Genomic DNA, 19441 nt, shown 5'->3' with positions numbered 1-19441 from the left:
GGGTGCCGGTCCCCCGGTGCTCGGACGGCCCGTCAGTCGGCGGTGGTCAGTTCGCTGGTGACGGACATCCAGGTGTGGCTCGCCGGGGTGGCGTTGGCGGCCAGGTGGGTCCACGGGTCGGTGCCCAGCACCGCGGCCGCTTCCTGGCGCAGCCAGGAGTCGAAGGGGTCGGCGGAGGCCGCCAGCCGGCGGGCGGCGCCCTGCGGGTCGCGGGCCTCGATCCGGTGGACCAGCACGTCCTGGCCGCCCAGGGGCTGGAGGGCGAAGGACTCCTGGAGGATGCCCGCGCGGCGCCGGGAGGCCTCGTAGGCGCGCAGCCGTGCTCCGGCGAGCTCGGCCTGAAGGGCGTGCCAGGCGCCGGCGGCGCCGGGCGGCAGCGGCAGCAGGGCGCCGGCGCTCGTGACGGTGCGGCGGGCCGCGGCGCGGGCGCCGTTGCGGGCGGCGGGGGCGAGCCGGCGCAGGCCGAGCACGGCCAGCATGTTGGACTCCACGCCGATGCCCCAGCGTTCGGCGATCAGGCCGTCGGCCAGCAGCCGCCACACCACGACGCCGGTGAACTCGATGGCCTGTCCGGTGGGCGGCGCGCCGAGGAAGTCGCCGAGGTGGGTGCCGCGCCAGGTGTTGTGGATGACGACGTGGTCGCCGTGGGCGCTCATGTCCTCGATGGTCACGTGCAGGTCGGGGAAGCCCTCGCGCAGGCCGGCGATGGTGTAGCGGACGCCTTCGAGGCCTTCGGGGGCGCCGGGCAGCGGCTGGTGGTCGATCATGTCGGGGCTGTAGATCTCGTCGACGACGGAGAAGTCGCCCTGGTTGACGAAGGCGTCGAAGACCCGGCGGATGGTCTTCTTGTTGCGTTCCTCCACGCTTTGGGCGGTGCGCTCCGTCTCTTGTATCGACACGTTCTCTCGTCCTTCGGTCTCGGCGTCCCGCGGGTGCGGGGCGCAGGTCACAGGGGCGGGGTCGGGGGCGCGGGGCGGTCAGTGGCCGGGGAAGGGGGCGTCCCAGGTGAGGGTGAGGCCCGCGTACAGGTAGCGGCTGGCCTCGATGGCCAGCAGCAGGACCGTGTCGCCGGGGCGGATGCGGCCCTCGCGCCAGCCGGCGTCGAGGGCGAGGGGGACGGCGGCGGAGCCGGTGGCGCCGACGTCGGTGAGGTTCTCCACGATGGTCTTGCTCAGGGCGGCCTGGTCGGCGGCCGACAGCCCGGCGGCGGCGTACTCGCTGGCGAAGTACTCGGCGTTGCCCTCGGGCAGCACGCACGCGTCGAGGTCGGCCAGGGCCAGGCGGGAGCGGGTGAGCAGGTCGTGGATGCCCTCGACGAAGACGCGGGGGCCGAACTGGGCGGTGCCGGGGATGTCGAGGCGGATGTCCATCAGGCGGGGGCGGCGCTGCTGTTCGGCGAGGGGGGCGTCGGTGCCGCCGCCGACGATGAGCATGCCGGGTTTGCGGGCGCCGCCCAGGGAGCGGGTGGCGAAGACGGGGCGGCGGCGGCCGTGGGCGGAGCCCTCCTCGCCGGCGCGCAGCACCAGGGCGCCGGCGCCGTCGCCGAAGGTGTAGACGGTCAGCCGGTCGCGCATCCGTACGCGTTCGGGGTCGCGGCCCAAAAAGACGGGGGCCAGCAGCGGGGAGACGGCCTCGGCGCCGATGACCAGGGCGGTGGTGTAGGTGCCGTCGGCGAGCAGGCGGCGGGCGATGTCGTGGGCCTGGACGGCGCCCACGCAGCCGGCGCGGACCTCGATGACCGCGCAGTCCTCCAGGCCGAGCTGCTGCTGGACGTAGGTGGCGGCGACGGGCAGGAGGTAGTCGGGGCTGGCGGTGGACAGGACGATCAGGTCGATCTCGTCCGCCTGGACGCCGGCCCGCTCGAGGGCCTGGCGGGCGGCGGCGGTGGCCATCTGCGAGGTGCTGGTGGTGTGGGCGCCGGTGGCCGGGTCGACCATCCAGTGCCGGCGCTTGACCTGGATGCCGTCCAGGACGTCGGCGGGCAGCGGGCCGCAGAAGCGGGCCAGGGTGTCGTTGTCGAGGGCCTCGCCCGGCAGGTGGGCGCCGGTGGCCAGGACCGAGACATGGCGGGCGCGGGGTTCGGCGGGCGGGGCCGGCGGGGTGTGGGGCATGGTCAGTTCTCCGTTGCGGGACGCAGGACGAGGCTGATGTGGGTGCCGCCGAGCGAGGAGCTGTTGATGAGCACCGGCCCCGCCGCCGCCCCGCTTGCCGGGGTGGTCCAGGCGGTGAGGGCGAGGAGGGCGGCCAGCTGGGCGCCCGCGCCGACCGGTTCGCCCAGGGTCTGTTTGGGGGTGTGCACCGGGCAGCGGGCCTCGGCGGCCAGCCGGCCGGTGGCGAGGGCCTCGGGGGCATCCGCGCGGGTGAGGCCGGCGGCGTTGGCCCAGATGCCGGTCAGCTCGCCGGGGGTGAGGCCGGCGTGGGCGAGGGCGGCGCGCATGGCGCGCTCGACGCCCTCGCCCTGGGCATTCCAGCGGCCGATGCCGGCCGCGTCGCCGGCGGCGGCGTGGCCGGCGAACTCGGCCAGGATGCGGGCGCCGCGGGCGAGGGCGCTGGATTCGCGTTCCAGGACGAGGGCGATGCCGGCCTCGGCCAGGGTGTAGCCGGCGTCGCCGAACAGCGGCAGCTGGCGGTAGGCGGCCAGCACGCCCGGGGAGAGGTCCTCGACCGCCGGGCACAGCACCGCCTCGGCGCGGTGCTGCAGCAGCAGGTCGTGGGCGACGGTCAGGGCGGAGGCGCCGGCGGCATGTCCGGTGGTGACGGTGGAGGTGGGGCCCTTGGCGCCGACGTGCATGGCGACCTGGCCGGCGGCGGCGTTGAAGACGGTGTTGGGGAAGACGGCGGGGCTGCCGTGGGCGGGGCAGCCGCCCAGCACCGGCAGCAGGAAGTCCTCGATGCTGCGCATCGGGCCCAGTCCGGTGCCCAGGACGACCCCGGTGTGCTCGTCGGCCTTCAGGCCGGCGTGGGCGAGGGCGGCGCGGCAGGAGGCGACGGCGAGCTGGGAGAGGCGGTCCATGCGGCGCCGGTCGCGGGCGCCGATGTGGGCGGCGGGGTCGAAGACGGCGCGGGCCACGCGCAGGCCGTCCTCGTCGGCGCCCAGCCGCCGCCCCTGCCGCCAGGCCTCCCACAGCGCCTCCAGGCCTTCGCCGGCGGGGGTGAGGGCGGCGCCCCCGGTGATGACGACCTTCTCGGCGGCGGGCGGGGCGGGGACGGTGAAGCGCCGTCCGGAGGGCCAGCCGAAGGCGACGCAGGCATTCGCGCCGGCGAAGGCGAAGTTGTTGGACAGGGCGGCGTTCATGGCCAGTTCGCGGCCGGTGTCGGGGACCGCGTCCAGGCCGCACTTGGGGTCGGTGCCGGTGAAGTTGGCGGTCGGCGGGGCGATCTGTTCGACCAGGGCCTTGACGGTGACGATGGCCTCGACCGCGCCGGCCGCGCCCAGCAGGTGGCCGATCATCGACTTGGAGCTGCTCAGGGCGGTTTTCTGGGCGGCCTCGCCGAACGCGGCGCGCACCGCGTTGGACTCGGCGGAGTCGTTCTTGGGGGTGCCGGTGCCGTGGCCGTTGATGTAGCCGACGTCCCCCGGGGTGATGCCGGCGGCCTTCAGGGCGCCGCGGATGGCGCGGGCGGCGCCCTCGCCCTCGGGGTGCGGGGCGGTGGCGTGGTAGCCGTCGGCGGACAGGCCGTAGCCGAGGACCTCCGCCAGGACGGGGGCGCCCGCGGCGCGGGCCACCGACTCCTCGGCCAGCACCAGCATGCCCGCGCCCTCGCCCAGGGACAGGCCGTCGCGGTCCTTGGAGTAGGGGGCGGCGGGTTTGGCGGACAGTGACTGGAGGCTGGTGAAGCCGGCGAACGCGGTCTCGGTGAAGGCGTCGCTGCCGCCGGCGAGCATCGCGTCCGCGCGGCCCGCGGCGATCGCCTCGGCGGCGTGCGCGATGGCGTGCGCGCCCGAGGCGCAGGCGGTGTTGACGGACAGGGCCGGTCCCTTGAGAGCGAAGGCGGCGCTGAGTGCCTCGGCGATGGCCTGCGGCGGGACCAGCAGGTAGTGCAGGGCGTCGTCGGGCAGGGTGGTGCCCTCGCGGCTGCGGCGGGCGAGTTTCTCGGCGCTGCGCAGGCCGCCGTTGCAGGAGCCGAACGCCACCCCCCAGCGTTCGGCGGGCAGTCCCGCAAGGCCCGCCTGCTGGAGGGCTTCGGCGGCGGCGGTCAGCGCGAAGTCGACGGCCGGTTCCCGCTCGCTGCCGCCGAAGGCGGCCAGGTAGTCGTAGGCGGGCCGGGACAGCGGGGGCACTTCGCCGCCGATGGCCGTGCCGTAGCCGTCCATCGGCATGCCGGTGACCGGGCCGATGGCCGAATGCCCGGCCCGGATGCCCTCCCACAGCGCGGCGGCGCCCTCGCCCTGGGCGGTCACGGCGCCGACACCGCAGACCACCACGGTCCGGGGCCGGGCCGCGGTGTCCGGCCGTACGGCGCGGTCGTGGACGTCGGTCATGGCCGCACTCCTTTCGGATATGGCGGGTGTTGCGGGTGTGTCGGTCATGAGGTCCGTCCCAGGGCGACGGCGACGGCCTGGCCCTCCAGGCCGCGGGCCAGGGCCAGGGCGCTGTCGGGCCGGGTGTGGCGGGGGGTGAGGGGGACGTAGTCGAGGTCGCACTCGGCGGCGGGGTGGTGCAGGTTGAGGGTGGCGGGCACGGTGCCGCTGTCCAGGGCGAGGGCGGCGACGGCCGCGTTCAGTGCGCCGGCGCCGCCGACGAGGTGTCCGGTCTGCGGTTTGACGCTGCTGATCTGGGCGGACTTGGCGGCCGTGCCGAGGGCGTCGTGCAGGGCGACGGTCTCGCTGGCGTCGCCCTGCAGGGTGGCGCAGCCGTGCGCGGCGATGTAGCTGCCGTCGGGGAAGGGCCGTGCGGCATCGGCGAGGGCGCGGCCGATGGCGCGGGCCAGGCCGCGGGCGCGGGGCTGGGGGCTGGGCGGGCGGACGCAGTCGTTGCCGGCGCCGAAGCCGGTGATCTCGGCGTAGCAGCGGGCGCCGCGGGCCAGGGCGTGTTCGCGTTCCTCCAGGACCAGGAGGGCGGCGCCCTCGCCGAAGACCGAGCCGGAGCGGTCGCGGTCGAAGGGCCTGAAGGCCTCGGTGCCCAGGTCGGTGCGGGTGCTCAGGACGCCCAGGCCGTCCATCTTGGACATCGCCCACCAGCCGGTGGCGTCGTCGTAGCCGCCCGCGAGCACGAGGTCGGCCTCGCCGCGGCGTACGGTGCGCATGCCCCGGCCGATCGCCATCGCGCCGGAGTCGGCGGTGCCGGCGAAGTAGGCGTTGGCGCCGCGGATGCCGTACTTCTCGGAGATGTGGAAGGCGGCGGCGGGCTGCAGTCCCTCGACGAAGAACAGCGGGGCGATCACCGAGGAGGCGCTCTGCCCCAGCCGGTGCAGGTCGGGGGTGCCGTCGTCGGCGCGGACGGCCTGCAGCTGGGCGATGAGCTCGTCCATGCGGGGCATTTCCTTGTTGCTGCCCAGGAACAGGCCCGCGCGGTGGCCCAGGTCGCTCCCGTCGTCCAGGCCCGCATCTTGCAGGGCGAGGGTGGCGCCGGCCAGGGCGAGCTGGTCGCCGCGGCACAGCATGCGCAGGGTGCGGCGGGAGGCCCACTGGGCGGGGGTGAAGGAGGGGATCTCGGCGCCGATGCCGGTGCGCAGCGGGGCGGGGTCGTAGGCGCGCAGCGGTCCGATGCCGCAGCGGCCCTCCAGCAGGCTGTGCCAGGTCTCGGCGGCGCTCTGGCCGATCGCGGTCATCAGGCCGATGCCGGTGACCATCACGCGGCGGCGCTGCTCGCTCATGCTGTGCCCTCCCGGGTCGTCTCGTCGCTGACCAGGGCCAGGACGCGGGCGGTGGCGACCACCCGGCCGCCGGCCCGGGCGGTGGCCCGGCACTCGGTGCGGTGCGGGCCGTGAGCGCTCACCTCGACGGTGAGGTGGACCTGGTCGCCGGGGCCGACGAAGTGCTTGAAGCGCACGCCGCGCACGGCGGCCAGGCGCCAGGTGCCGGGGCCCGCGGCGGTACGGGCGAGCGCGGCCATGCTCTCCAGCAGCAGCACGCCGGGCAGGACGGGGTGGCGCGGGAAGTGGTCGGTGAAGCAGGTCAGGGTGGCGGGCACGTTGCGCACGGCCGCCGCCCGCTCGCCGACGACGGCCTCCAGCAGCCGGTCGAAGCCGCCCGGCCCGCCGCCGGAGACAGGGGCGGGGGCGGGTCCCGCGGCGGGGACAGGGCCGGGGGTGGGGGTGGGGGTGGGGGTGGGTCCCGCGGTGGGGACGGTGGTGGTCATGTGTCCTCCCGCGGGGCGCCGACGACGAGGCTGGTGTTGCTGCCGCCGAACGCGAACGCGTTGATCAGGGCCGCCGCCACCGGCATCGGGCGGGCGGTGTGCGGCACGTAGTCGAGGTCCAGGCCGCGGTCGGGCCGCTCGAGGTTGACGGTGGGCGGGACCAGGGAGTGGCGGATCGCGCCGAGCGCGGCCAGCACGCCCAGGCCCAGGCTGGCGGAGGTGAGGTGGCCGGCCATCGACTTGGGGGCGCTGACCACCAGACGGCGGGCGTCGTCGGCGAAGACCTTCTTGATGGCGACCGTCTCGGACTGGTCGTTGCCGTGGGTGCTGGTGCCGTGTGCGACGACGTAGTCGATGCCGGCGGTGCCCAGCCCGGATTCGCCGATCGCCGCCTCCATGGCCTGGACGGCGCCGGAGCCGTCCGGCGGGGAGTCGGTGATGCGCCAGGCGTTGAGGGTGGAGCCGTAGCCGAGGACCTCGCCCAGAATGGGCGCGCCGCGCTCGCGGGCGGCGTCGAGGTCCTCGAGGACGACGGCGACGGCGCCCTCGCCGATCACGAAGCCGGAGCGGTCGGCGTCGAAGGGCCGCGAGGCGTGCTCGGGATCGTCGTTGTGACGGTCGGTCAGCGCGCCCAGCAGGCTGAAGCCGAGCAGGTCGAGCCAGGTGGTCAGGGAGTCGTAGCCGCCGGCGACCATCAGCCGGGCGTCGCCCTCCTGGATGGCGCGGTAGGCCTCCCCGATGGCGTGCCCGGAGCCGGAGCAGGCGGTGGAGATCCCGATCATCGGCCCGGTCGCGGACATCATCCTGGCCATCGCGCTGAGCGGCACGTTCTGGTCGTCGGTGAGGGTGACGGCCGGCGGGTGGCACAAGAACGCGTCCGCGCGGCCGGTGGTGGCGCGCAGGTGGCCGACGTCCAGGAGGGCCTGCAGCTCGGGGCGGCCGACACTCGCGCCCATCGCCACCCCGCGCTCGCCGAAGTCGTACACCTCCTCCCCCAGGTCCTCGGCCCGCGCGGAGCGCAGCGCCTCCCAGGCGGCCGCGACACCGAACAGGCCCACCCGGGAGAGGTGTTTGCGCCCGATGCGGGCCGGGATCGCCGCGGCCGGGTCGAAGTCCTTGACCTGGGCGGCGATACGCACCGGGAAGCCGGCCGCGTCGAAGGTGGTCAGCGGCCCGACGCCGCTGCGGCCGGCGGCCAGGCCCTGCCAGGTGGTGCCGGCGTCGTTGCCCAGCGGGGTGACGGCGCCGACGCCGGTGATGGCTACTCGGGTCATCCCACCGGCCCCCCGCCCTGCAGCTGGTGCGCCATGCGGCGGGTGGCGGCCGGGTCGTCGAGGCGTTCGGCGTCGATGAGCGCGCACAGGATGCCGCTCGCCTCGAGGACGTTCTCGCCGTCCACGGTGACGGTGCCGTCCAGCAGGGCGGCCTCCTCGGTCATCGACTCGACGGTGGCGTGCATGCGCAGCACCTCGCCGGGGCGCACCGGGCGGTGCGCGGTGGCCTCGCCGACCGCCAGCAGCGCGGCGCGCAGCCGGTGGTCGGTGGAGAGCATGATCAGCCAGGTGGCGGACTGGCACAGGGCCTCCAGGGCCAGCCCGAAGGGCAGCGCGGGTCCGTCGCCGGTGTCCTGCCAGTAGGTCTCCTCGGCGGAGGTGACCTTGCGCGCGGTGATGTGCTCGCGGGGCGCGCAGGTCTCGATCCGGTCGATCAGATGGAATCGCATCGTCGTCTCTTCTTCCGTTCCCTCACGCGTCCGTTACGGGCGGCCGATGCCCAGCTGGGCGGAGAACCCGCCGTCCACGCAGAGCAGTTCGCCGGTGGTGTAGCCGGAGTCGGGGCCGGCCAGGAACACCGCGGCCGCGGCGACCTGATCGGCGGTGGCGAACCGGCGCAGCGGGATCTGCCGCTTGATGCTCTTGCCGCCGTCGCGCTGCAGCACGCCGTCCACGAGTTCGGTCGGGGTGAACCCGGCCAGGACCGCGTTGACCCGTATGCCGAAGCGGGCGAGTTCGACGGCGGCGCAGCGGGTGAAGGAGTTCAGCGCGCCCTTGGAGGCCGAGTAGTTGGCCTGGCCGATCCAGCCGCGTTCGCCCATCGCGGAGGAGATGTTGACGATGGTGGCGTCGCCGCGGGCCATGAACTGTTCCAGGACGGCGTGGGTGCAGTGCCAGGCGCCGCCGAAGTTGGTCTTCATGACGTTCAGCCAGGCGTCCGGCGGCGCGTCGTAGATGAGGCCGTCGTCGCTGGTGCCCGCGTTGTTGACGAGGATGTCGAGGGGGCCCAGGAGGCGGGTGGCCTCCTGTACCAGGCGGGCGGCCTGCTGCGGGTCGGCGACGTCGGCGCCGACGGCCGCGGCCCGGCCGCCCGCCGTCTCGATCTCCTTGACGACCGCGGCGGCGTCCTCCTGGCGGGAGCGGTAGTTGACGGCGACGGCCGCCCCCTGTTCGGCCAGGGCCAGGGCGATGGCCCGGCCGATGCCGCGTGAGGCACCGGTGACCAGGGCGGTGCGGTCCTTCAGCTTCATCTGTCTCTTCCCGTTTCTGCTACGAGGGGGCGGTGGCCGGCCGGGGCCCGCGCGGGCGGGAGGGGCGGCGGGGGTGCGGGACGCCGTTGGCCCGCACCGCCACCGGCCCCCGGAGGGGAGGGGTCGGGGTTCAGGCGGCGTGCTGGGCCGCGGCCCGCTCGGTCAGCAGGTCGGTGAGGTTCTGCACGGTGAACAGGCCCAGCACGCCCTCGGCGGTCAGCGGCTCGCTGAGCTGGCTGCGGTCGAACTGCGGCAGGACCTTCTCCAGGTGGGTGAGGCCGGTGTCGTTGACGACCTCGTTCTCGTCGCCGAACTCCTCGTCGGGGATGCCGCCCTGCAGCAGGGCGGCGATGTCGGCCACGGTGATCTTCACCTTGGTGGCGCGCTCGATACGGAAGAGGATGTCGAGCAGGTCGATCGACTCGGCACCCAGCTGCCCGAGCAGGGTCGCCTCGGGCACGGCCTCGGCCTCGTCGATGCCCAGGGCGTCGGCGATGGCGGCCTGGACCGCGGAGAAGTAGTCGGTCGAGGTGGGGGTCAGGGTTTCGGACACCGTTGGCTGCCTTTCGGATGGGTCGTTCCGCCGGTACCGGCCCGGGGGCCCGCACCGGACGGACGGGAGAGGAAAAGAAGAGAAGGAGAAGGAGAAGGAGGAGAGGAAAGAGGAGGAGAAGGGAAGAGGCGGAGGTGGAGAGGCGGAGGGAGCGGGCGGCGGGGGCGGTGGGGGCGGGCCGGGGGCCGGTCCGCGCGCCGGGTCAGGCGGCGGCGCCAGGGGCGGGCTCCTGCCCGAGCTCGCGCAGCAGTGCGGAGATCCGGCGCGCGTCGTGGGTGCTGCGCACCACGGAGTGGACGCCGGTGCGGTTGGCGAAGCCGCTGAGCACCCGGCCGGGGCCGACCTCCAGGCAGCCGTCCACGGCGTGCGCGGCCGCGGCGCCCAGCACGTCCACCCACCGCACCGGTCCGGCCAGCTGACGGCGCAGCAGATCGCGGGCGTGGCCGCCGTCGCGCACCAGGGTGCCGGTCACCGAGCTGATCACGGGCAGCCGGGGCGCGCTGAAGCGCACGCGCTCCAGTTCGGCGGCGAACTCGTCCTCGATCGCCCGCATCAGCGAGCAGTGGAAGGGCGCCGAGACCTTCAGCGCCACCGCCCGCTCGGCGCCCGCGGCCAGCGCCCGGCGGGCGGCCTCCTCGACCGCGGGGCGCTGCCCGGAGATCACGGTCTGGCCCGGCTCGTTGTAGTTGGCGATCTCCACCACGCCCAGGGGGGCGCAGTCCGCGCAGATCTCCTCGATCCGGGCGGCGGCAAGGCCCAGTACGGCCGTCATCGCGCCGCCGACCTGTCGGGAGACCCCCGCCATCAGCTCGCCCCGGCGGCGCACCAGCCGCAGCGCCGCCTCGGCCTCCAGCACCCCGGCGGCCACCAGCGCGGGGTACTCCCCCAGGCTGTGCCCGGCCACCACGGCGGGCACGAAACCCGCCTGCTCGCGCAGTACCTCAAGGACCGCGAGGCTGGTGGCGACGATGGCGGGCTGGGCGATCTCGGTCGGGGCCAGCTCCTCTTCCGGCGCGGTGCTGCACAGCGCGGTCAGCGGCAGGCCGGTCGCGTCCTCGGCGCGGGCCAGGACGCGTCCGGCGGTGCGGGGGTGTTCACGCAGCAGATGCCCGGCCATGCCCGCGCGCTGCGAGCCCTGCCCGGGAAACATCGTGAAGAGATTGTCGATCATCCCCGTTCCTGCCTCACTGAGTTGTCGGAAGAACCGTCGGAAAAACTGCCGGAAGAGCTGTCCGAAGAGCTGGAAGAACGGTCCGGGAGAGCTGTTTTCAGAGCCGGAGAAAGGTCATCGAGCGGTCGGCGAGCGGTGCTCGATTCTGTGAATCTGCCACGGGGCTCTGGCGCATTCCTTGAATGCGTCTGGACCGGCACTACGGCGCCCGGCAATCAGCAACTAACGTGCTGGCATGGTGAGGATGAGTGCAGACGAGCGGCGCCGGAGCGTCATCCGCGCGGCCGTGAGCGAATTCGCCCGGGGCGGGTACGACGGCACGTCCACCGAGGCCATCGCCCGGCGTGCGGGGGTGTCGCAGCCGTACCTCTTCCGGCTCTTCGCGGGCAAGCGGGCGCTCTTCCTCGCGGCGGCGCGGTGCTGCCTGGCCGACACCGCCCGGCTGTTCACCGAGGCCACCGAGGGCCTGGCGGGCGAGGAGGCGCTGCGCGCCATGGCCAACGCGTACACCCGCGTCATCGTCAAGGAGCCGGAGCGGCTGCTGATGCAGATGCAGGTGTACGTCGCGGTGGCGGCGGGCGAGGCGGACGGTGACGCGGCGTTCGGGGAGGCGGTGCGGGCCGAGTGGCGTCGGCTGTGGGACACCGTCCACCGGCCGCTCGGCGCGGACACCGGCCAGACCACCACGTTCATGGCCTACGGGATGCTGGTCAACGTCCTGGTCTGCCTGGGGTTTCCGCCCGGGGACCCGCTCTGGGACGGGCTGTATCCGGCGGCGCGGGCCGGGGCACGGCAGCCGGGCGCCCTGCAGCGGCGGCCGGCGCCCGGCTGACGCCCGCCGGGCGGGCGGGACCGGTGGGACGGTACGGCGCCGGGCTTGACCGGGCTGGACCGGGCTGGACCGAAAACCGAGGGGCCGGATCCGGGCCGGGGCCGCGGGGTGCGGCCGGGACGCCAAGCCCAGGGCCGAGGACCCAGGCCCGCGGTCTGTCCTCGTGACCCGTGGCTCGTGAGCCGTGGCTCGTCAGCCGTGGCTCGTGAGCCAGAGGCGGCGGGTACGGGGCCGGTCCGCCGGACCCGGAACCCGGGACCCGACCCCCAGACCGCCCGTGGCCCGTGAGCCGGGGGCCGCGGGCAGGACAGCCGGGGCTGGATCTCCGGTCCGGGACCGGGCTACGGGGCCGGGCCCGGCCCCGTAGGGCCGGGCCCGGCCCCGTAGCCCCGCAGTCCGTGGTTCAGGGGCCGTGGGCCTGGTCCGTCCGCGGGGCCCCGGGCCCACGGGCACGACAGCCGGAGACGGGGCCCGCAACCGGGCCTGGAACGGGGGGTTTTGGGGCGGGGGCCGGGGCCGCGAGGGCGGGCGTCAGTCCACGGTGGCAGCCGGGGCGGGGGCCGGGCGGCGGGCCGGGGCCCAGCGGGTGCCGTAGGCGACCTGGCCCTTCTCCGCGGCGGCGAAGGCCTTCGTGTTCCAGTTCTTGCGCATGAACGCCTCGCGCGCCCGGATCAGCAGCGGATTCCGCACCGCGCCCATCCGCCCGATCCGCCAGGCGATGCGCTGCAGCGGCGCGGTACGGGCGCGGCGTTCGCGCTCGTAGCGGCGCAGCGCGGCGATGGGGTCGTCGGCGTGCTCCAGGTGCTCGGCGAGGACCAGGGCGTCCTCCAGGGCCTGGCAGGCGCCCTGGCCGATGTTGAAGGTGATGGGGTGCGCGGCGTCGCCGAGCAGGGTGACGCGGCCCTGGCCCCACCGGCGTTCGGGGCTGCGGCCCTCGACGTCGCCGCGGATGATGCCCTCCTCCGGGGTGGCGGCGAGGATGTCGGCCACCGGGCCGCCCCAGCCGCGGTGGCGGCGCAGCAGCATCTCCCGCACGCCGGGCGCGTCCCGGCCGCCCGCGGGCCCGTTGGCCACGCTCATCCAGTGGACCAGGCCGGGTGCGACGTCGTAGTAGGTGAAGCGGGTGCCGGGCCCGAACATCGCGTTGAAGGTGCCCGGCGGGATGTCCGGGTGCTGCAGGGGGGAACGGCCGCGCCAGGCGATGTAGCCGCTGTAGCGGTTGCGGGCGGGGCCGAAGAGGGCGTCGCGGACCGTGCCGTGGATGCCGTCGGCGCCGATCAGCAGGTCGCCCCGTTCGCTGCCGCCGTCCGCGAACCGTACGGTGACCCCGTCCTCGTCCTGCTCGAAGCCGGTCACGTGGGCCCCGGTGCGCACCGGGGAGCCGTGCAGGGCCTCGCGCAGCACGCCGTGCAGGACGGAGCGCTCGACGGCGATGGTGGGTGCGCCGTAGCGCTCGACGAAGTCGCCGACCGGCCAGGCGCCCAGCACCTCGCCGCGGTGGGTGCTGAAGTGCGCGACCTGCTGGGCCGGGGCCGTGCGCAGGACCTGTCCGGCCACGCCCAGGCAGTCCAGCGCGAGCACGCCGTTGGTCCAGATGTGCAGGCCCGCGCCGCCGTCGCGCAGTGCCTCGGCCCGTTCGAAGACGACGGGCTCAAGACCGGCGCGCTGGAGCGCGAGGGCCGCGGCCAGGCCGCCGATCCCTCCGCCGGCGATGAGTACGCGACGGGCACGTCCAAGGGCCATGGGTCTGTCTCCTCGTGGCTGTCCGGGCGGATGTCCCCGCGGGGAGGGGACGGCACTCCGCTGCGGCCCGGGGTGCTCCCTCGTCCTTGCGGAATCCCCTGCGGACCACTGAAGTTGTCAACGCTAGCATTCCAAGCAGTGAACTTGATAGTGTCGGCAGGACATCTAGCGTTGATAAATCCACGTGGCGGCAGGCCATGTGGCAACCGGCAGACGGACAAGGGTGGTTGTGATGGAAACCCTCGTACAGACCCTGGCCGTGGTGGCCACGATGGCCAACGCGGTGGTCTACGGCACCGACGTCTTCTCCGCGATCGTCCAGCGGCCGGCCCTCGCGCACGTCGACGACGCGGTGCTGACCAGCACCATGGGGCAGATCCACCGTTTCGGGGACCGCCGGATGCCCGTCCCGGGCGTCTTCGGCCTGCTCGCCACGGTGGCCACGGCCGTCGCGGCCGGGTTCGGCGGCCGCGTGACGGCGGCCGTCGCGGCGGCCGTCGCGGCGGCGGCCCTGGTGGTGTGGCTGGCCGTCTACAACAAGGTGAGCGCGCCGGTGAACAAGGAGCTGACCGACGCGGCCCTCGACTGCCGCACCGCGCCGAACGCGCGGGGCCTGCAGCGCACCTGGGACAGCGTCATCAACGCCCGGGTCGTGCTGCAGGCGGTGGCGCTGGGCGCGATGTGCGTGGCACTCGTGGCGTCCTGACACCGCGGGAGGCGGCCGCCGCGGAGACGGGCGCCGCGGAGACGGGAAGGGGGTGGGGAAGGGAAACCCGCGGGTCTCCTGCCCCATCCCCTTCCCGCCTCCCGCCTCCCGCCTCCCGCTTCCCGTCCGCGGCGGCCCCTACTGCAGGGCGATGCTGCCCAGGACGGACATCTCGGTGTCCTCGTCCGGGCCGTCGGTGATCTCACTGCCGAATGCGGGGCTGAGCTCCGGCTCGTTTCCTGCGGGATTCTTCTTCTTGCTGACCACGGTGGTGTCCCTTCGGGCGTGAGCGGCCAATACCGTACTGAGATTCACGAAGGTCCGCACCGCGCGTCAAGGCGCATTGCGCCGCGTCCACCGGAATGCGAGGCGCCCTCGAGAAATCCGGTAAAAGACATACGCATTCCGCACCGCACTCCCCCGCGGCCGGCGGGAATCAGCGCGCCGCCCGCCCGCCCGAATTCCCCCACTCCCCCGCCCCCGCCTTCCCCGCCCTTCCCTTCCCTGCCCCGCCCCTTCCCCTTCCCCGTCCCTTTCCTCCCGCAGTGGTCCGGCCGGGCGCGGGCGGCGGGTCACGCCGGTTCGGCCGGGGCGGGCCGGGACTGGGCGAGGGCGTCCGCGAGGGTCCGCCAGATCTCCGCCGCGAGGTCGATGTTGGCGTCCGCCTGGGCCTGCTGCGCCAGGGTGCGCAGCCCCTCCACGCCGGAGGCGTCGCCGCCCAGGATCAGCAGCTGCTGGCGCAGGATCTCCAGCCGCACCCGGTCGCGGTAGGTCATCCTCGGCTCGTCCCCGGCCAGGTCGCCCAGCAGGGCGCGGGCATCGTCGTAGCGGCCGGTGGCGAACGCCAGATCGGCCTTCAGCGCGGTCAGGTCCTGGCGCAGGGCGGGCGTGCCGACGAAAGCGAGGGCGGCCTCGGCCTGGGCGGCGCACGCCTCGGCCCGCGCGGGGTCGGGGGGCAGGGTCTGCAGGTGCAGCCGGCCCGCGGCCAGCCGGAGCCTGAGCCACAGCACCAGGTCCTCCTGGCTGCTGAAACGCTCCAGGGCCGCGTCCAAAAAGGCCTGCGCCCCGGTGTGGTCGCCCTGGCGCACCCGGACGGCGGCGGCCGTCCACATGGCCTCGGCCCACAGCGCGTCGGTGCGGCCGGCGACCAGCGCGGCCAGTTCGTCGGCGTGCACCCGCGCCTCCGGCACCTGCCCGGCCTCCGCCTGCACCGACACCAGCGCCAGCAGCGCGGCGGCCCGGTCCTCCACGCCCAGGTCCTCGCCCAGGGCGAGCCGGTGGGCGGCGACGGCCGCGTCCAGGGCGGGGGTGATCTCACCGAGCGAGCGCAGGCAGCGGGCCAGCCGGGTCAGGCCGCGCACCCGCAGCTCGGCCGATCCCACCTCGTCGCCGAGCGCCACCAGCCGGTCGAGGTCCGCGCGTTCGGCGGCGTGGTCGCCCTGCAGCCGGGCGGCCCGGGCCAGCAGCCACAGCGCCTGCCAGCGCAGCACCGCGCTCTCGTGGCCCTCGGCGGCCAGCGCCGCGCGCAGCGCCCCGATGGCGTCCGCGGAACCGGTGGAGGACGCCAGCGTCAGCGCGTGCGCCAGGGAACCGGTGACCGGCTCCTCGAAGTCGGCGACGTCCAGGCCCAGCCGGCCCGCCAGATAGCCCACGGCCCGGTCGGTGGGCTGGCGCGCCCCCGATTCCAGGCGGGAGAGATAGCCGGTGGACATGCCCTCGCCGGCCAGCGCCGTCTGCGACAGCCCCTGGGCCGTCCGGAGCTTTTTCAGGCGGTGTCCGAACGCGGGCTGTCGCAGCATGACCGAATCCCCTGGGGTGAGCGGGCAAGAAAGTTTCGCCGGGAGCCGCCCCGAGCGTAGGGCGCCGGGCAACACGCGGGCAAACCTTTGCCAGGCCCCCGCCGGGAATCTCGTGCCGCTCTCACGCGTCTCTCACGCGCCTCTCGTGGACTCCTCCAGCGTTCCTCCAGCGCGGCGGGGCACGCTCGGCAGGACCCGGCCGGCGCACCCGGCCGGGTGCGGAGTCCTTGTGCAGGTCAACGCCCGGGAGTCGACGATGAGGCCATCGGTGTGCGCACCACCCCGGGCGGCGTGGACGGCCACCGCGGGACACGGCAGCGGCCCCTCCCCGGCGGCGGACACCGGCCACCCCGCCCCGCCGGCGCCGGACGCACCGTCCGACGAGGACATCGGCTGGCCCAAACGCTGCGCCCCGCCCGCCCCGTAACCCACGTAACCCCCGTAACCCCGTGCCCCTTTGCACCCCTGGTGCGGGTGCGACGGATCAGGACAGCGGCGCGGCATGGCCGGAGACGGGCGTGCGCGGGAGGCTGGCGCTGCTGCGGTGGGCGGGGCGGTCAGCCGGAGGGGGCGTCGGCTGCGGCGGCGGCCGGACGCAGGGGGGCGGCCGGGGCGCGCAGGCCGGATTCGAAGGCGTAGATCGCGGCGTGGACCCGGTTGCGCAGCCGCAGCTTGTGCAGCAGGTTCTGCACGTGGGTCTTCACGGTGTGCTCGGACAGGGTCAGCGCCCGGGCTATCTCCCCGTTGGACAGGCCGCGGGCCAGCAGGTCCAGGACCTGGCACTCGCGGTCGGTGAGCCGGTCGGGGCTGACCGGCGAGATGGGCGCCGGCGGCCCGGCGGCCGGCCGGCGACCGGGCGGGGGCGAGGTGGGGCCGTGCACCAGGGTGTATCCGGCGGCGGCCAGGACGACCGCGGAGGCCAGCTGCCCGGCGGTGGCGGTGGCCGGCAGATGGCCGCCGGCCGCCCGGCCCGCGGCGTCGGTGCGGCCCGGGCCGCCGAGGGTCAGCAGCGGCAGGTCCCCGCCGCCGAAGGCCTGCGCGGCAAGCTGTCCGCCGCCCGGTGCGCCGTGGGCGACCAGGACGTGCGGGGGCCGGGCGGCCAGCGCGCGCAGCAGCGGTGGTCCCGGTTCGCTCTCGCCGGTGACGCGGATGCCGGGGTGGCCCTCGAGGAGAGCGGTGATGCCGCGGCGGGCGAGCGGGTCCTCACCGATCACGTGCACGCGCACGGCGGCCGGCGCGCCCGGGCGGGGGGCCGGGACCGGGCCGGCCGCCTCACCGGGGCCTGGGTCAGGGCCGGGGGCCGGTGCGGGGAGCACGCGGAGTGTGGCGTGCCGCTCGTCCATGGCGGTCTCCTCCCTGTCTCCCGGGATGTCCCACCGGTCCCTGGACGTCCTGCCGGTCCTTGGATGTTCAGCCGGGTCCTGGATTGTCCTGCCGGTCCTTGGATGTTCAGCCGGGTCCTGGGTTGTCCTGCCGGTCCTTGGATGTCCCGCCCTGCTCACCGTAGGCGGCGGGCGCGGCCGTGTCCGGTGCGCTCCAGCGGGCCACGACCCGTCCGCTACCCCCCCCTCTGACTCCCGCGCCCCCCGGGGGGATCAGGCGGCGGCCTCCACGGCGGCCAGGGCGTGCAGCCGGCGGCGCAGTTCACGGCGGGCGGGCCGGCCGCCCGGCCGGCGGGGGACGGCGTCGAGGGCCTCCAGGCGGCGGATCTGCTCGCCGGGGCCGAGCCGGGCGTTGGCCTGTTCGGCGACCGAGTCGAGGATGTCGAGCAGGCCGCGGTCGTCGCCGGGGGGCCTCTCGCGCAGGACCACGCCGGCCCAGACCAGGGCGCCGCGTGCCGGGTCGGGCCAGTCCGCGACGATGCAGTCGGCCACCCGCGGGTCCTGGCCGATGACCCGTTCCACCACGGCCGGGGCGACCAGGGCGTCGTCGCAGGCGAACACCGCCCCGGACGCGTCGACCAGGTGCAGTCCGCCGTCCGCGTCGAGATAGCCCGTATCGCCGGTGGACAGCCAGCCGTCCGCGTCCGGCACCGCCCCGGCCGGGCCGGCCGGGGCGGTGGGGCTCAGCTGCGGTCCGCGGATCTGCACCTCGCCGGTCGACCACACCGGCGCGGGCAGCGTGCCGCCCGGCAGCACGACCCGGCACTCGGTGCCCGGCAGCGGCACCCCGACCGCGCCCAGACCGGGCCGCGAGCCGGGCGGCTGGTGGTGGGAGAGGGTGCACACCTCGGTGAGGCCGTAGCCCTGCAGGACCGGCACGCGCAGCGCGTCGCGCAGCCGGCGGGCGCGGTCGGGCTCCAGCGCGCCGCCGCTGACGTGCAGGGCGCTCAGCCGGCGGGCGCCCGTCCGGGCACCGGCGCCGCCCAGCCGGGTGTCGCCGGCGAGGCGGTGCAGCCGGGCGGGCGGGGCGTAGAAGTGGGTGGCCCCCGCCCGCGCGGCTGCTTCCAGCGCCCCGAAGGGATCCGGGCCGGGGCACAGCACCTGCCGGGCCCCGGCGTGCACGGCCGAGTTGAGGTGCACGGCGTGGTACTGCGGCAGGTGGTTGAGGACGACGGAGGAGGGGCCCAGGCGGTGGGCGAGGGCGGTCTGGGCGGCGCCCGCGAGGAGGTTGCGGTGCGTCAGCCGCACCCCGTTCAGCCGGCCCGCACCGTCCGGGGCGAACTGCAGGCACGCCACCGCGTCCACCCCCGGCGCCGGTGTCCGCGCGGGCACACCGGCGGGCACCGACGCCAGCGCCCGCGCCAGCGGCACACCCCCGCCCGCACCCGCTGCCCCGCCCGCCGGCCGGTCCGTTGCCGCGTCCGCCGGGGTGTCCGTGAGGACGACGGTGTGCAGCAGGGGCAGCCGGTCACCAAGCCCGGCGAGCAGCCCGGCCAGCGCGGCGGGTACGAAGGCGATCTCGGCCCCGGCCGCCGAGCACACCTCGTACAGGGCGGCCGGCCCCATCAGCGGGTCGAGCAGGGCGAGCGGGTGGCCGCTGCGGACGGTGCCGTAGTACACGGCGGGGAAGACCGCATCGAGGGTGGTGGCCGCGGCGACGACGGCGCCGGCCCGGCCCGCGGCGCGCCGTACGTAGTGGGCGATACGGTCCGCCTCCCGGTCCAGGGCCGCGAACGTCACCCCGGCCCCTGTCCCGGCCACGGTGAGGGCCGGGGCGTGCGCGTCACGGGCCGCGGCCCGCCGCAGCAGGTCGTCCAGCGGGCTCTCCAGATACCTGAGGATGGGCACGGCACGACCTCCCGGCGGCAGACGGCACGAACAGCGGATGTCCGGATGCCCCACGGTCGGCGGCCGGGCTCGAGACCCCTTCGAAACCCGCTGGAGATCGGCGCGCCCCCGCGCCCCCGCACCGGCCTCAGCCCCTGCAGCCCGTGCGGGCGGTGCGGGCGGTACAGGCGGGGCGGGCGGGGCGGGCGGGGCGGGCATCCGCGCCTGCAACCTGCCATTTCCCGGCAAGGACGACGGTCCCGAACGGGGGGGCCTGGTTTCCGCGGTGGCTTCTGCCGGGACGCGTCCGGCCGCAGGTGGGGTGAGAGCCGGGTCAGTGCTCGTGCCCGGCGGCTTTTTCGGGCTGGATGTGCGTGTTGTCGGCGGTCCAGCTCGCGAGCATGCGCAGGGCGTTCTCCGATGGTGATCCGGGCTCGACGGTGTACAGGCCGAGCGTCTGGTCGGGGTCGCCCATGGGTGTGAAGGCTTCGAAGCCGAGGGTGAGGTCCCCGACGAGCGGGTGGTGTTGACTTGCTCTCCCTGCTGTAGCAGGGAGATTCTGGTCTTCCTCACCGGGTGCTGTGCCGCTGCGCGGCACGAGT

18 protein-coding genes and 1 pseudogene are annotated in these 19441 nt (G+C 75.4%); 3 read left to right on the top strand and 16 right to left on the bottom strand.

The window, feature by feature from the left end; translation table 11 throughout:
• Nucleotides 1-32: 32 nt before the first annotated feature.
• From KVT44_RS44855 to fabD, 10 genes are all read right to left on the bottom strand, one after another.
• Nucleotides 33-899 carry an ester cyclase gene (locus KVT44_RS44855; RefSeq protein WP_217573815.1) on the bottom strand — a complete coding sequence of 289 codons (867 nt, stop codon included), beginning with the start codon at nucleotides 897-899 and terminating at the stop codon, nucleotides 33-35.
• A gap of 78 nt (nucleotides 900-977) precedes the next feature.
• Complete coding sequence (locus tag KVT44_RS60280; RefSeq protein WP_217573814.1) at nucleotides 978-2111, bottom strand: 3-oxoacyl-ACP synthase III family protein; 1134 nt, start codon at nucleotides 2109-2111, stop codon at nucleotides 978-980.
• Between the two features lie 2 nt (nucleotides 2112-2113).
• Nucleotides 2114-4483 carry a beta-ketoacyl-[acyl-carrier-protein] synthase family protein gene (locus KVT44_RS44845; RefSeq protein WP_217573813.1) on the bottom strand — a complete coding sequence of 790 codons (2370 nt, stop codon included), beginning with the start codon at nucleotides 4481-4483 and terminating at the stop codon, nucleotides 2114-2116.
• A gap of 44 nt (nucleotides 4484-4527) precedes the next feature.
• Entirely contained in the window at nucleotides 4528-5817 is a 1290-nt protein-coding gene (locus KVT44_RS44840; RefSeq protein WP_217573812.1) for a beta-ketoacyl synthase, read from the bottom strand.
• Nucleotides 5814-6302 (bottom strand): 3-hydroxyacyl-ACP dehydratase FabZ family protein, encoded by a 489-nt coding sequence (locus tag KVT44_RS44835; protein ID WP_217573811.1) that lies wholly within the window; start codon nucleotides 6300-6302, stop codon nucleotides 5814-5816. The genes KVT44_RS44840 and KVT44_RS44835 overlap by 4 nt, the downstream gene beginning before the upstream one ends.
• Complete coding sequence (locus tag KVT44_RS44830; protein ID WP_099918206.1) at nucleotides 6299-7576, bottom strand: beta-ketoacyl synthase; 1278 nt, start codon at nucleotides 7574-7576, stop codon at nucleotides 6299-6301. Before KVT44_RS44830 ends, KVT44_RS44835 begins: the two co-directional genes overlap by 4 nt.
• On the bottom strand, nucleotides 7573-8025 hold the full coding sequence (locus tag KVT44_RS44825; RefSeq protein ID WP_075032274.1) for a 3-hydroxylacyl-ACP dehydratase: 453 nt from the start codon (nucleotides 8023-8025) through the stop codon (nucleotides 7573-7575). Before KVT44_RS44825 ends, KVT44_RS44830 begins: the two co-directional genes overlap by 4 nt.
• Before the next feature lie 33 nt (nucleotides 8026-8058).
• The gene (locus tag KVT44_RS44820; protein WP_075032275.1) at nucleotides 8059-8826 is read right to left on the bottom strand and encodes an SDR family NAD(P)-dependent oxidoreductase; all 768 of its coding nucleotides are present in this window, start codon (nucleotides 8824-8826) and stop codon (nucleotides 8059-8061) included.
• A gap of 130 nt (nucleotides 8827-8956) precedes the next feature.
• On the bottom strand, nucleotides 8957-9379 hold the full coding sequence (locus KVT44_RS44815; RefSeq protein ID WP_225900738.1) for an acyl carrier protein: 423 nt from the start codon (nucleotides 9377-9379) through the stop codon (nucleotides 8957-8959).
• A 202-nt stretch (nucleotides 9380-9581) separates the two neighbouring features.
• The gene (gene fabD / locus KVT44_RS44810; RefSeq protein ID WP_217573810.1) at nucleotides 9582-10550 is read right to left on the bottom strand and encodes an ACP S-malonyltransferase; all 969 of its coding nucleotides are present in this window, start codon (nucleotides 10548-10550) and stop codon (nucleotides 9582-9584) included.
• Between the two features lie 235 nt (nucleotides 10551-10785).
• Here fabD and KVT44_RS44805 point away from each other — a divergent pair, with 235 nt between their 5' ends.
• Complete coding sequence (locus tag KVT44_RS44805) at nucleotides 10786-11382, top strand: TetR/AcrR family transcriptional regulator (RefSeq protein ID WP_179436231.1); 597 nt, start codon at nucleotides 10786-10788, stop codon at nucleotides 11380-11382.
• Nucleotides 11383-11913: 531 nt separating this feature from the next.
• Here the strand turns inward: KVT44_RS44805 and KVT44_RS44800 are convergent.
• On the bottom strand, nucleotides 11914-13125 hold the full coding sequence (locus KVT44_RS44800) for an FAD-dependent monooxygenase (RefSeq protein WP_217573809.1): 1212 nt from the start codon (nucleotides 13123-13125) through the stop codon (nucleotides 11914-11916).
• A 232-nt stretch (nucleotides 13126-13357) separates the two neighbouring features.
• On the opposite strand from KVT44_RS44800, the gene KVT44_RS44795 reads away from it, so the two are divergent.
• Complete coding sequence (locus KVT44_RS44795; RefSeq protein ID WP_097281949.1) at nucleotides 13358-13831, top strand: DUF1772 domain-containing protein; 474 nt, start codon at nucleotides 13358-13360, stop codon at nucleotides 13829-13831.
• A 138-nt stretch (nucleotides 13832-13969) separates the two neighbouring features.
• On the opposite strand, the gene KVT44_RS60275 is transcribed toward KVT44_RS44795, so the two are convergent.
• Both KVT44_RS60275 and KVT44_RS44790 read right to left on the bottom strand, forming a co-directional pair.
• Complete coding sequence (locus KVT44_RS60275) at nucleotides 13970-14098, bottom strand: hypothetical protein (protein WP_257040037.1); 129 nt, start codon at nucleotides 14096-14098, stop codon at nucleotides 13970-13972.
• Nucleotides 14099-14403: 305 nt separating this feature from the next.
• A complete protein-coding gene (locus KVT44_RS44790) occupies nucleotides 14404-15630 on the bottom strand; it encodes a helix-turn-helix transcriptional regulator (protein ID WP_099918212.1) in 1227 nt (408 codons plus the stop codon).
• A 256-nt stretch (nucleotides 15631-15886) separates the two neighbouring features.
• Here KVT44_RS44790 and KVT44_RS44785 point away from each other — a divergent pair, with 256 nt between their 5' ends.
• Complete coding sequence (locus tag KVT44_RS44785) at nucleotides 15887-16057, top strand: hypothetical protein (RefSeq protein ID WP_164405877.1); 171 nt, start codon at nucleotides 15887-15889, stop codon at nucleotides 16055-16057.
• 130 nt (nucleotides 16058-16187) lie between these two features.
• Here the strand turns inward: KVT44_RS44785 and KVT44_RS44780 are convergent, their stop codons facing one another.
• From KVT44_RS44780 to KVT44_RS44770, 3 genes and pseudogenes are all read right to left on the bottom strand, one after another.
• Nucleotides 16188-16973, bottom strand: coding sequence for a response regulator transcription factor (locus KVT44_RS44780; protein ID WP_217573808.1), 786 nt, complete (start codon nucleotides 16971-16973; stop codon nucleotides 16188-16190).
• Between the two features lie 252 nt (nucleotides 16974-17225).
• Nucleotides 17226-18860, bottom strand: a complete 1635-nt coding sequence (locus KVT44_RS44775) for a fatty acid--CoA ligase family protein (RefSeq protein WP_217573807.1) — start codon at nucleotides 18858-18860, stop codon at nucleotides 17226-17228.
• Between the two features lie 313 nt (nucleotides 18861-19173).
• Nucleotides 19174-19441 (bottom strand): annotated as a pseudogene (locus KVT44_RS44770) (hypothetical protein); the annotation flags it as partial.

This window comes from Streptomyces sp. GbtcB7 (assembly GCF_019091445.1).
Taxonomy (GTDB): domain Bacteria; phylum Actinomycetota; class Actinomycetes; order Streptomycetales; family Streptomycetaceae; genus Streptomyces; species Streptomyces mirabilis.
The sequence above is the reverse complement of the archived record's forward strand: the minus strand, read 5'-3'. Positions and strand labels throughout refer to the sequence as shown.